Here is a 12,916-nt window from a genome sequence, read left to right on the forward strand (position 1 = left end):
AAAAAATTAAGAAAATGCCACAAAAAAAACAATTATCCGAAAAAGAAACCATAGAACTTCTTGATATTCTGCAACAACGTTTTGAGAAAAATAAAAGCCGTCATGAAAATCTGGAGTGGACAAAAATTGAGGCAAAATTAAATTCAAATCCATCAAAATTATGGTCACTTTATCAGATGGAAAACTCAGGCGGAGAACCCGATGTTGTGGATTATGATGAAAAAACTGATGAATATATTTTCTTCGACTGTTCAGCTGAAAGCCCAAAAGGCAGAAGAAGCTTTTGCTACGATCGCAAAGCTCTGGATGCCCGAAAAGAACATAAACCACAGAACGATGTGATAACGGCTGCCAAAGAAATGGGGATAGAACTATTTTCTGAGGAGCAATACCGTTATTTACAAAGTTTAGGAAAATTTGATCTGAAAACTTCAAGCTGGATTAAAACTCCGAAAGATATCAGAGAATTGGGAGGCGCTTTATTTTGTGACCGTCGCTATAACACGGTTTTTGTCTATCACAACGGAGCCGATTCTTATTATGCAGCAAGAGCTTTCAGAGGAGTTTTGAAGGTTTAATAATTATTTTTTATGAATAAATTTAATTTTTGGATTTTCGATAACCATTTGGATTCTCTCATTATTTTTTTTAATGAAATCACACAATTTAAAGCTTGCCCTGATTTAGAAAAAATCAAATATGAACTTCATCAAACTGATAGTACTAAACAAATTTATTTTAATCTGATTACCCAAGACAATATAATAATTAATGCAGCAAGAGATTCGGATGATAGGGAGATTATCCTTTGGTTAATCGAATATTCTAATGAGATTGCTGAACAAATATCTGATTTAGAACTTTACTTATCTTCTATTGAAAGTGAAATTTGAGATAACACAAATCAAATTATTTTTGAATACAAAAACTATATTCCTACCTTTGAGCTTTGAATAAATACTATGAATACACAGGTTTTAGATTTTTGGGTAGGAAATTTCAGAACGGAAGAAGATTTTTTCCAGTTTGTAGAGGAAGATGAGAATTACTACATCGAAGAAGAATCTGATGACACTTATATTTCAAAATTTGCAGAATCACAAGACACCATCTGGTTTGATCAGGATTTAATGGAATACGGCTTTGAACAAAGCATTCAGCATTTTTCTGAATATTCTTTTGCTGACCAGTGGCTTCCCGTTCTATACAACAGATTGAATGAAATGAATCTTAAATTTGATATCAACTCTTTGGTTTTCGTAAGCCAAGGACAAATTCCAACACCAAAATCTATAGAAAATGATGATTTTTCTTTGGTTTATGTAGGTGGAATTGAGTTTGAGTATTAATAATGAAAACCTAATTTCACTTTTTTACAACATCGTAAAAGTAAGGTGGTCTTACACCCATCGGATAAACTACAAATCGACCTTTATTAGAAAAGTAAGTAATAAAGCCATCTTCTTTAGACTCATTTGGATAAAATATTATTTCAGCTGATTTTATTTTTGAGGAATTTTCTTCAATTTCCCCAATTTCATAATGGTCAAATATGAAAGGATTATCTGCAGGAAAATCGTAATAAACAATCTCTTTTTTTGCCAAATCTATCGTAGCATTTTGTTCTTTATCTAAAAACAATTGACGATTTCTCAAGTAATTTTCGATATCATTTTTATTTTTAAACGGAATAAAAGAAGCTTCAGAATTAGCAAATAAAACATCATTCAACCGATCAACTTCCAAACCTAATAAAGTGAGCTTTTTTTGATCTAATCTGAAATAGAAATAAAACTGTTTCTTTTGGTTTTTGCTTATTCCTATCGCCCAAAAATTACAGAGTTTCTCAAGTTTTTTATATTTATTAAAAAAAGATGGTGGATGAGAAGTGTAGGAATTATCAAAATTTTTAAGCAAAAAATTATTCTGATTTTTCTGTACAAAAAAACCTGTTTTAGAAAACTTAAAATCACCTAAATATTCTGGAAAACTTTCAAATTTTACATTTTCAAATAAATCTGCATTCAGCCAATCTATTTCATACTCGATTTCCTTAAGAGCTGTGATAATAGGATAAGGTCCATCATGATAATACATGATCATTCCTAAATCTGTATTGATATATTTATTGATATTTTTCTCTTGGTGAGAATTAAAATCTTTTACAAAATCTTTAAAAATAGCTGTAGAATCAGTATCTTTTTTCACAGAATCTGTAATCGAAATTTGTGATTTTTCTACTTTTGGAACTTCAACAATATTTTTATTATTCGGGTAAAAATAAATGATTAATGGTACTATTATTACAATACTCAGAACAATAAAAATATATGTTTTAGTTCGGTTCATTTCTATTTTCTAATGCGCTTCCAACCAGTTCTTCCCTACTCCAACTTCAACCAATAACGGAACTTGCGTTTCAATAGCACTTTCCATTTCTTTTTTGATCAGCTTTGTAGCAACTTCAACTTCTTCGATTGGCGCTTCAAACAACAATTCATCATGTACCTGAAGAAGCATTTTGGTTTGAAGATTTTGCGCTTCCAGTTCTTTATCAATTTTGATCATTGCCACTTTCACAACATCAGCCGCACTTCCCTGAATAGGAGCATTAACGGCATTTCTTTCAGCATGAGCCCGCACCACAAAATTTCCCGAATTGATGTCCTTCAAGTGACGTTTTCTTCCCAAAATAGTTTCTACATAACCTTGTTCACGAGCTTTCGCTACCTGTTCAGCCATATAAGCTTTCAATTTCGGGTAGGTTTCGTAATACGCCTCTATCATTTGCTTTGCTTCTGATCTCGATAATCCGGTTTGTTCTGCTAAAGCAAAAGCTCCCTGACCGTATAAAATTCCAAAGTTGACGGTTTTTGCCTGACTTCTCTGCGTTTTTGAAACTTCTTCCAATGGAATTTTAAATAATTTTGCCGCCGTAGAAGCGTGAATATCTTCACCATCCTGGAACGCCTTGATCATATTATCTTCACCGGAAATTTCGGCAATCAGACGCAATTCGATTTGAGAATAATCGGCAGAAATAATTTTCTTCCCTTCTCCTGAAACAAACGCTCCACGAATTTGTTGACCTCTCAACGTACGAATCGGAATATTCTGTAAATTCGGATTTACACTTGCCAAACGACCTGTTGCAGCCGTGGTTTGTGAGAAATTGGTATGAACTCTGTTGTCGTCTTTATCAATCTGTGACGGCAATGCATCAACATAGGTCGATTTCAGTTTCTGATACGTTCTGTATTCTAAAATATGCTGAATAATTTCGTGCTTTGAAGATAATTTCTGTAAAATATCTTCCGAGGTTGCGTATTGTCCGGTTTTTGTTTTTTTAGCTTTTGGGTCGAGTTGCATTTTTTCAAATAAAACTTCTCCCAACTGTCTCGGTGAATTCATATTGAATTCTTCACCCGAAATTTCAAATATTTTAGCTTCTAATTGTCTTAAATCATTCTCAAGATCGATACTTTCCTGAGCCAGCCATTTTTCATCTAAAGAAATCCCTGCCAATTCCATTTTAGCCAAAACTTCCATTAACGGCATTTCGATATTGAAGAAAAGATCTTCTAAATTTTCTTTCTTTAATTGTGGCGCAAACAATTCATATAACTGAAAAGTAATATCTGCATCTTCTGCGGCGTAATCGGTCTGCGTTCGCAGATCTGCGTCTCTGAAGCTCCCCTGATTTTTACCTTTTTTACCAATAATGGTTTCAATAGAAACGGGTTTATAATTTAAATAAACCTCAGAAAGATAATCCATCCCATGTCTTCCGTCCGGATTTAAAAGGTAATGCGCAATCATCGTGTCGAACATTGCTCCTTTTACCGTAACATTATATTGTTGAAGAACTTTATAATCGTATTTTAGGTTATGTGCGATTTTAATTAAATCTTCCTTTTCAAAGAAAGGTCTGAAAATTTCTAACGTTTGCAAAACTTCGCCCTGATCTTCAGAAAGCGGAATATAATACGCCAAACCTTTTTTGTAAGAAAAGCTCATTCCGACCAATTCGGCTTCCAGCTCGTTTAAAGAAGTCGTTTCTGTATCGAAACAAACTGCTTTTTGTTGTAATAAGTTTTGAACTAAAATTTTCTGCGCTTTCGGATTGTCTACAAACTGGTATAAATGGTCGTTGTCTGTAATCGTAGATTTTGTGGAAGATGCCTGATCGAGCTCTTCATAGGTTGCAAAAAGATCGAGTTGCCCGACATTTTTAGCCACTTTTTGTTGTGGTGTTTCTGCCTGAGATTCTTTGCTTTCTTTTTTCTGAACATCACCGGTTACCAAACCAGTTTGAGCGGGAGCAAAAGCACGATATAGGTTTTCGTATAATCTGGTAAATTCTATTTCATCAAAAACAATTTTTACTTTTTCAAAATCCGGAGTTTCCAAATCGTATTGCTCCTGATTGAATTCTACAGGTGCATCGCAAATAATGGTTGCTAATTTTTTAGATAAAATTCCACGTTCTGCTGAAGCCTCGATCTTTTCTTTAATTTTACCTTTCAGTTGATCTGTATTGGCTAAAAGATTTTCAATGCTTCCAAATTCCTGTAAGAATTTCATGGCTGTTTTTTCACCAACACCATCCAATCCGGGAATATTATCTACCGCATCACCCATCATTGCCAAATAATCAATCACCTGTTTTGGATCTTTGATCCCGTATTTTGCATTCACTTCTTCGACACCTAAAATTTCTATTTCGCCACCTTTTGATGATGGTTTATACATTTTAATTTTATCGGTCACCAATTGAGCAAAATCTTTATCAGGAGTTACCATAAATGTGGTATACCCTTCTTTTTCTGCTTTACATGCAATCGTTCCGATAACATCATCAGCTTCATAGCCTTCTACTCCCAAATAAGGAATGTGCATGGCTTCTAAAATTCTATGAATATAAGGAACTGCAATTTTTATCGCTTCTGGAGTTTCGCTTCGGTTGGCTTTGTATTCTGCAAAATCATCTGTTCTTACACTTGCCTGACCGACATCAAAAACAACCGCTAAATGGGTAGGTTTTTCTCTTCTAATTAATTCGATCAAAGAATTCGTAAAACCAAAAATTGCAGATGTATCAATTCCTGTACTTGTAATTCTCGGACTTCTGATCAATGCATAATACCCTCTGAAAATCATCGCATACGCATCGATGAGAAAAAGCCTTTTATCTTGTGTTGCCTCCATATTTTGAATAATGAACAAATATATGAAATCGGGATGAGCGGTCAAAAATAAAGAGCAGAGATGAGAGGAATGCTTACAATTATTTCGTTCGTCAGTTCGATTGAGATTCTGAAAGAATTTTGTAGCGAGAATTATAGTTTTTTTCATTAAGAGTAGAAATAAATTGTTTTGCGTGTGGATATTATTTATTTTTAGAAAAAATATATTTTGGATTGACGCATTGCGTGAAGCCAAACGTTACATGCAATTATACCAAACAGAACTTTATTAAAAACTTATGGGAGAATGGTCTAAATCAATTGGAGAAAAAGGAGAAAAAATTGTGAAATTTGTATTTGAAGAAATACTAAATTACAATTCACTTCAAGAGAATAACTCAATAAATTGCAATAAAGGAACAAAGCATAAAGACGCTTCTGCAAAAAACAACAAAACAACACATGGAATTGATGGATTAGTTACCTACAAATCCCCATTAGAAGATTACACTTTAGATATTGGTGTTATTTCTTCAAAATATGTAGGTGATGAATATCCTAAATATCCTTCTACTCTTTTTAAATCTCATATTAAAGATTTAGCATACACATTGGAATGTTTTAATTATTCCAAAGAGAAAAGTAACCTAAACCAAAGTTTTACTGGTGTTAATAAAACCGACATTTTTGGTATTTTGGTTTGGTTATCAAATAAAAGTCCAATAAACTTTGATTTATCAGCTGTTGTATCGAAAGTTCAAATTGATAACGATTTAGTTTTCGATAAAATATTACTTTTAGATAATAATAAAGTTAATTTTTTATACGAAAGTATTTTTAGAACCAAAGAAAATTTTGGTGTTTCAAATGTTGATTTTGTATACCATAATTCTGGATTAAACTTCGCATCGATACATGAATATTCATTCGGAAAAACGTTTCCTTTGAACTATCTATATTCAGATATTATTCCTTTAAGAATTCAAAATGGAAAAGACATTGAATTCAGAATTTTCATTAATGATGATTATTCCGAAGAACAATTTTCTCAAATTCTAACATTTGCAAAAACTTTTGACCATCTTAATTCTACAGATAGGACTGTTTTATATTTTAAGACGTATGATTATTTAATAAACGACAATTCAATTAAACAAACTTTATCAAATTTTCCAACGTATACTTTAAATGAAAATTTATTAGTAAAAAAATTCCCATCTGACTTTAGAAATTAAGAATATGAATAAAGATATACTTCCTCAGGGCGATACTATTAGACAATTACTTGTTAAATCAAATATAACAAATGCAAACATAAATTCACTACTAAGGGAAAAAGGTATTTTCTTAGGACAGAATCAGAAAAACAACTCAGTTCCTTTAATAATGAAAAGTATTATTACTCCAAAAGACTTTTTAGAATTGTATGAAACTCAAAAAAATAAAGAAGAAACTGTAAAGTATAGAACTTCATCCATTAATTGTAAAAATGATTTCGATTTTCAAGAAGTAATTGGAAATAATATTGATATTAACTCATTAATAAAAGATCGCTATACATATAAACCTAATTATTCTGTAGTTGGTAATCCTAATTTTTATTTCGAAGATGAATTTACAGCAATTTTTGAATATCAAATTGAGAGAGAAAATGTTTTAGGTGATTGGACGAATAACAAAACATATCACAAAGGTGCAGTTACATTAAAAAAAATATCTGATAACGATATACAAATTTCAGTACAGCAAGACTCAACATCTAAAGAAACATTTGAAGTAAATAACATAATATTAAATGCTTTAAAAGAGCAAATGTTCGCAAAGTCAATCATTAAATCAAATGACGATATTATTTCTGTAAAATTTAATCATTTTGACAACTCTTCAAGAATAAAGTTTTTTTACTCATTAACTAGTAATTTTACTATATATCTTGATTTCAAATCGATTACAGATATAGATTTATATCTTGATGAAGATGTAGAATCTCATAAAGATGTAAAATTGTTTTTAGATGAAATAGATAATTTAAAACTTAATGGGAAAGAGTTACAAAATCATGTACTTATCTACAAGGAAGAATATTATCCAAAACTAATTTTCGGAGCTGTTAAATTTAGATATGCACTATCTTTTAATGGCATAGAAGGAAGTGTGGTTGTAAATCTTGGATTTCCAGATTATGTAAAATCAAAAGACAAAAATGCAGATTTTCAAATGTCAATTGAATTAATTCTTGGTCGTGAACATAAAAATCAAAGTACAGAAAATAAAATCAGAAAAAAACTTCTCGAATTCTTTGAAAAGAAAAAAGTAGAAAGTTATAATAAATTCAAAATAATATAACTGTATGTAATAACTAAGCTTTCGTCTTGTCCGCAGGACACGAGATGAAAGCCCGTTGAACGGAAGCTCCGGGAGCTTTTTTGGCCGTCTATGGAGTTTTCGATTTTAGGATTTAGGGTAACAAAGCAGTTTTTTGGAATGACTGCTTTTTTTTGTGGCATTTGGTAGCCTTTATGAGTGGTTTTCTGCAGGTTTTTCTTCGCTGCAGCATATAAATTCCCTTACCCGCAAAGGTTATTTTGCAGACAATGGTTGGATAACGAAAAGAAATTCCGGTGGCGGACCGCGCTGCCCGAAAACAGCTATAGTGACTAAGTTTCCTTCCTTGCAACTTCGACATTTCCGGAGCAAAGTTTTCGGTTTTGCTGCAGTAACTCTGATTTTCAAATCCGATTGCAGTGCCTGCAGTTTCCCACGCTTCCAGCTGCTGCTCAGGATGCCGTAATGCCGGATCCTTACAAATCTTTTCGGTAAAATATGCATCGAAAACCTCCGGACAAACTCCGTGTTTGCAAGAGTCATTTCCTTTTTTTCGCCGCCTTTGCGGTAATCTTTGTACTCAAAACGGACCTGCTGATCCGTCACTTCTTTTATGCGGTGATTGCTGATGGCGACTTTGTGAGTGTATCTCCCCAAGTACTCGATCACCTGTTTCGGGCCGCCAAAAGGCCGCTTGGCATATACGACCCAGTTCTTGGTGAAGAGTTTCTCCATTAAATCCCGGTCAGTAATTCCACAGGCTCTTAAGGAAGTCACAAACTTTGCCCGAAAGACTTTGCTCAGCGCTTTTACTGGAAACAGAAACTTATCCGTCCTTACTTTCTTTCTCCATTTTCCCTGCATCGTGAGACCACCTCCCGGCACAATGCAGTGCAGATGCGGATGAAGGCTCAGATTTTGTCCCCATGTGTGAAGTATGGCAATCATTCCCAACTGAAGGCCTTCGGTTTTGCCGAACTGGTTTAAAGTAGCCCAGGCGGCCTCAAATAAGGCTTTGTAAATGAGTTGGGGCTGGGATATTGCTAGCCCATTCAACTCCTCCGGCAGGGTAAAAACCACATGGTAATAGCTGCAGGGCAAGAGGTCCTGTTCGCGCTTTTGGATCCATTCTTCCTTTTTGTGTCCCTGACACTGCGGACAGTGCCGGTTACGGCAGGAGTTGTAGCTGATGGAAAGATTTCCGCAACCATCACACGTATCAATATGACCACCCAAGGCAGAAGTCCGGCAGTTGGACAATGCCCTAAGCGTCTTTTCCTGATGAACGCTGAAGTTTTGGGATGATAAATTGATTTTGCGAAGAACTTCTGCTACACTCGCACCTTTACTTCGGACCTGCATTCCTGCTGCATAAAGTAAATACCGTATCCAAAGGACTGTGCGGTTTTTGGTCCGAGAGCTGGCACACATGAAGATATTCCATTGTACTTTCAATACGCTCATGACCCAGAAGTTTCTGTACCATGATGATCGGAACGCCGTCTTCCAAAAGGTGTGTGGCATAAGAATGCCGCAACGTGTGGGTGTGAAAGTCTTTGGTGATGCCGGCTTTTTTAGAAATGGTTTTTATTACCCACTGCACACCGCGCTGGCTGTAGCGGGAATCGAAATCTTTGCTGGCAGACCGTGAAGCCCCTGTGCTGAGCGCATCAATCTCTTCAATATTCCTGTTATGGTTTCCATTGAATAAATACTGAACCGGATTCTCAATACTGATGAAGGTTTTCAGTCCCCGGATCAAATGTTCCGACAAGGGAACGTAACGGTCTTTGCTCCCTTTACCCTGAACAACATGCAACATCTTCCGGTCAAAATCCAGATGCTGAAGTTCGATATTCCTTACTTCCATGCAGCGCAGTCCACAGCCGTATATCAGACCGATGAGCAGTTTATGTTTCAGGAGTTCGGCACTCTGAAGCATACGCCAGATCTCTTCCCGACTCAGGATTACAGGAAGTTTCTTCACTTTAGCAATGGTGGGAAGGTGCAGAAAACTATAAGGCAAACCCTCAGTTTTCAGCAGGAACCGAAGACCGTATACAGTATGCTTAAAATACGATTGCGAAGGGGTTCTGCTCCGCCGCTGCAGTTCAAAAAGATAATCTTTGACCTGTTCAGGATCCAGTTCGGTGGGCAAAGTTCCAAAGTGAAGCGCCAGAGCCGCCACATGACGGGAATAATTATCAAAGGTTCTGGGGCTCCTGCCCAGGATAGAAATATTCCGCTCAAAGCGTTGCAGCAGTTCAGCAAAACCACTAACTTCGCTCGAGGCGCGGTTCAGAATTTTGTTTACCCTTAACTCCTCCGGAGATTTTTTTTTGTAGCCATTTTAAAGATTTTTTGTTGTTTTACCAAAGTTAATAAAACAGCGAAGGGAAAAGCTACCGGAGGTTTAGTTCAACATTGGCTTGGTGCAATGGCGGGTTAAGGCTGAATTTAAAGATTCGGCTTTCTATTCCGCAAAAAGCCAATTATATTGACTTTTTTCTTAAATTTATTCAATTAATTGGCTTTTGCTTACCATGTCACAAAATTGAAATTTTTCGCTTCAATTTCTACCACTTGCGCCAAGCTCCGAACCTTTGTATAACATTTTTGACAACATTTAAAATGGAAGATCAGCTTAGAAATATCACTTCTTGTGATGAATGTAATAGCGACTATTATACAGACATTTCACAAATGGCAAACCTTTGTCCAGAGTGTTCATATATTTTGTACGGCTGCCAAAATTGCAATCACGACTTTGAAAATGGACGATGCAAGAAATGCTTTTGGAGTGGCAGTGTGTCGGATTATATACAGAATATAAAAGATAAGAACTTAAACAAAAGCAAAAAAATACTTTCAATTATTGACTTCCTTCAGACTAAATATGGAACGACTAATATTTTAATAATCGACCATTGGGATAGTGATAAAGAAGCAATTGGATTGACTGAAAAAAGTAAACAGCTTTTAGCTTACATTTCAACAATTAGCGACAAAGACAATGATTATTATTTGGCGTTAGAAAATCCGTCGGTGAACAATGAACTGGTATACTCCCCAATAGAAGAGTTTTATAATTTAAGTTTGACAGAACTTGAAGATAGATTAATAAAGCATTTAAAACTGACCGATTAAACAGAGCACACAAGACGGGTTTTACGTTATGCTGACTTTTCAAATATGCTTTACTTTTATGCAAAAAATATCTCCCGGACGCAAAGTCAAAACCGTTATAAAACAAAAAACCATTTAGAATGAATAACCATTTATCCTAGCTAGATTTTTTTTAAGAACATAAAATTCCAATTATAAAAAAGAAACTACTTATTTTCTTCAGAATTTCACTAGAACTGACGGATAATTAATTTCATTCTAAGATGTAGAAAACACGTTTTTAGCAGGCATGCTTTCAAAAAAAATTATTAAATTTGCCTTGTGAATACAAACAAGACATATTATTACGGAATTTTTAACTCAGATCTGGGATAAGGATTTCTTGTATATATAACTAAAACCTCGTCCTTTGGCGAGGTTTTTTATTTTTAAAAAATTTAAACAAATGAAAATTAGTATCATTGGTGTAGGATTAATCGGCGGATCAATCGCATTGAAATTAAAACAGAAAAAAACAGCAGATTTCATTTATGGGATCGACAACAATACTGAAAATCTTGATGAAGCTTTAGCCTTAAATATCATTAATGAAAAAGCAGATCTAAAAACAGGAATTCAAAATTCCGATCTGGTTATCATTGCCATTCCTGTAGATTCGGCGAGGAAAATTCTTCCTGAAGTTTTAGACCTAATTTCGGATCAGCAAACGGTGATGGATGTGGGTTCTACAAAATCTGGAATTGTAAATGCTGTAAGAAACCATCCAAAAAGATCAAGATTTGTAGCGTTTCACCCAATGTGGGGAACAGAAAACCACGGTCCGAAATCGGCAGTTTCTGAAAGTTTTTCAGGAAAAGCCGGAGTGATTTGCAACCGTGAAGAATCTGCAAAAGACGCTTTAGAATTGGTAGAAAACATCGTGAAAAGTCTTGACATGCACTTAATTTACATGAATGCGGAAGATCATGACATTCATACTGCGTATATTTCGCATATTTCACATATTACTTCTTATGCTTTAGCCAACACGGTTTTAGAGAAAGAAAAAGAAGAAGACACTATTTTTCAGTTGGCGAGTTCAGGTTTTTCGAGCACGGTTCGTTTGGCAAAATCTCATCCTGAAATGTGGGTTCCTATTTTTAAACAAAACAAAGAAAATGTTTTGGATGTTTTGAATGAACATATCTCTCAACTTAGAAAATTCAAATCTGCTTTAGAAAAAGATAATTTTGAATATTTGGAAGAACTGATCAGTAACGCCAATAAAATCCGCGGAATTCTCGATAAATAAAGACTTTCAAGCAATATAAACTTCCTGATCAGGAAGTTTTTTTAGTTTTAAACCAAAACTAAATTTTAACTTTATTAAAATATTTTTTAACTTTATTAAAAATAATATTACATTTGTAAAAACAAAAAGTCAATGAAACTTCCTATAATTTGTCCGAGTTGTGATCATACACTCAATGTAAGTCAGATGAAATGTCCCGATTGCGGAACCAATGTAAACGGCGATTATGAACTTCCCGTTTTTTTAAAACTCAACAGAGATGAACAGGATTTTATCTTAAACTTTTTTCTTTCCAGCGGAAGCATTAAGGAAATGGCAAAACAGGCAGAGCTTTCTTATCCTACCATGAGAAATAAAATGGATGATCTCATTCAGAAAATTGATCAACTAAAAAAATAATCTATCTATGAACTGGAAAACTATTTTTAATCCTTTTGAAAAATTTGATGAAAAAATCCTACTTTTCATAGGTCTTCTATTTTTCGTACTTATTATTCCATTATGTTATTGGACAAACACCTGTTTTATAAGCATCTATAGAATTGCACCCTTCAAGGCAACTCATTTCTATGATCTAATTATTCCAACTTCTATAAGTTTTGCAGTAATGATCATTACATTATTTTTATTAGGCAAAGCTTTTTATCGAAAAACAAGAATAATTGACATTGCAAATACTGTTTTTATTTCTCAAATCCCTCTTATCATTCTTATTCCTTTTGAAAATTTTGATTTCATAAAAAAAGCAATAGAAAGAGTCGTAGATTATCAGAGCCATCCAACCGAAATATTTCCTTTTGTAGATTTTGCAGTGATGATTTTATTTACAATAGCCAATATTGGCTGCTTAATTTACAGCATCGTTATTTTATACAACGGATTTAAAACTGCAACAAACATTAAAAAATGGCAACACATTGTACTATTCTGTATCGTAACATTCCTTACTGTAATAGTTTGTCAAATATTTAACAACTAAACACTTACC

General features: G+C 34.2%; 14 protein-coding genes. 10 read left to right on the forward strand and 4 right to left on the reverse strand.

Features of this window, described 5'->3' with window-relative positions; all coding sequences use genetic code 11:
• Positions 1–14: 14 nt before the first annotated feature.
• The 3 genes from FDY99_RS04205 (at position 15) to FDY99_RS04215 (ending at position 1,349) form a co-directional block, all read left to right on the forward strand.
• Positions 15–578, forward strand: a complete 564-nt coding sequence (locus tag FDY99_RS04205; protein WP_139419423.1) for a DUF4256 domain-containing protein — start codon at positions 15–17, stop codon at positions 576–578.
• Between the two features lie 12 nt (positions 579–590).
• On the forward strand, positions 591–893 hold the full coding sequence (locus FDY99_RS04210; RefSeq protein ID WP_139419425.1) for a hypothetical protein: 303 nt from the start codon (positions 591–593) through the stop codon (positions 891–893).
• A 69-nt stretch (positions 894–962) separates the two neighbouring features.
• Entirely contained in the window at positions 963–1,349 is a 387-nt protein-coding gene (locus FDY99_RS04215) for an immunity 22 family protein (protein WP_139419427.1), read from the forward strand.
• Between the two features lie 16 nt (positions 1,350–1,365).
• On the opposite strand, the gene FDY99_RS04220 is transcribed toward FDY99_RS04215, so the two are convergent.
• Entirely contained in the window at positions 1,366–2,349 is a 984-nt protein-coding gene (locus FDY99_RS04220) for a hypothetical protein (protein ID WP_139419429.1), read from the reverse strand.
• Positions 2,350–2,358: 9 nt separating this feature from the next.
• Positions 2,359–5,208 (reverse strand): DNA polymerase I, encoded by a 2,850-nt coding sequence (gene polA, locus FDY99_RS04225; RefSeq protein WP_139419431.1) that lies wholly within the window; start codon positions 5,206–5,208, stop codon positions 2,359–2,361.
• A 277-nt stretch (positions 5,209–5,485) separates the two neighbouring features.
• Here polA and gapS4a point away from each other — a divergent pair, with 277 nt between their 5' ends.
• The gene (gapS4a, locus tag FDY99_RS04230; RefSeq protein WP_449384933.1) at positions 5,486–6,421 is read left to right on the forward strand and encodes a GapS4a family protein; all 936 of its coding nucleotides are present in this window, start codon (positions 5,486–5,488) and stop codon (positions 6,419–6,421) included.
• Positions 6,422–6,425: 4 nt separating this feature from the next.
• A complete protein-coding gene (gapS4b, locus tag FDY99_RS04235) occupies positions 6,426–7,532 on the forward strand; it encodes a GapS4b family protein (RefSeq protein WP_139419435.1) in 1,107 nt (368 codons plus the stop codon).
• A 234-nt stretch (positions 7,533–7,766) separates the two neighbouring features.
• On the opposite strand, the gene FDY99_RS04240 is transcribed toward gapS4b, so the two are convergent.
• Positions 7,767–8,873, reverse strand: a complete 1,107-nt coding sequence (locus FDY99_RS04240) for an IS91 family transposase (RefSeq protein WP_139419437.1) — start codon at positions 8,871–8,873, stop codon at positions 7,767–7,769.
• Positions 8,857–9,453: a tyrosine-type recombinase/integrase gene (locus tag FDY99_RS04245; protein WP_262711422.1), complete on the reverse strand. Its 597-nt coding sequence runs from the start codon at positions 9,451–9,453 to the stop codon at positions 8,857–8,859. Before FDY99_RS04245 ends, FDY99_RS04240 begins: the two co-directional genes overlap by 17 nt.
• Here FDY99_RS04245 and FDY99_RS23295 point away from each other — a divergent pair.
• The 5 genes from FDY99_RS23295 (at position 9,352) to FDY99_RS04265 (ending at position 12,907) form a co-directional block, all read left to right on the forward strand.
• Positions 9,352–9,831, forward strand: coding sequence for a hypothetical protein (locus FDY99_RS23295; protein ID WP_228448966.1), 480 nt, complete (start codon positions 9,352–9,354; stop codon positions 9,829–9,831). The two genes, FDY99_RS04245 and FDY99_RS23295, sit on opposite strands and share 102 nt — an antisense overlap.
• A gap of 311 nt (positions 9,832–10,142) precedes the next feature.
• Positions 10,143–10,658, forward strand: coding sequence for a hypothetical protein (locus FDY99_RS23190; RefSeq protein ID WP_185148714.1), 516 nt, complete (start codon positions 10,143–10,145; stop codon positions 10,656–10,658).
• A gap of 424 nt (positions 10,659–11,082) precedes the next feature.
• A complete protein-coding gene (locus FDY99_RS04255; RefSeq protein ID WP_139419441.1) occupies positions 11,083–11,928 on the forward strand; it encodes a prephenate dehydrogenase in 846 nt (281 codons plus the stop codon).
• A gap of 132 nt (positions 11,929–12,060) precedes the next feature.
• The gene (locus FDY99_RS04260) at positions 12,061–12,327 is read left to right on the forward strand and encodes a DUF2089 family protein (protein ID WP_065720434.1); all 267 of its coding nucleotides are present in this window, start codon (positions 12,061–12,063) and stop codon (positions 12,325–12,327) included.
• Positions 12,328–12,334: 7 nt separating this feature from the next.
• Positions 12,335–12,907 carry a YIP1 family protein gene (locus FDY99_RS04265; RefSeq protein WP_139419443.1) on the forward strand — a complete coding sequence of 191 codons (573 nt, stop codon included), beginning with the start codon at positions 12,335–12,337 and terminating at the stop codon, positions 12,905–12,907.
• The last annotated feature ends 9 nt before the right edge of the window (positions 12,908–12,916 follow it).

Source organism: Chryseobacterium mulctrae, from assembly GCF_006175945.1.
Lineage (GTDB): Bacteria > Bacteroidota > Bacteroidia > Flavobacteriales > Weeksellaceae > Chryseobacterium > Chryseobacterium mulctrae.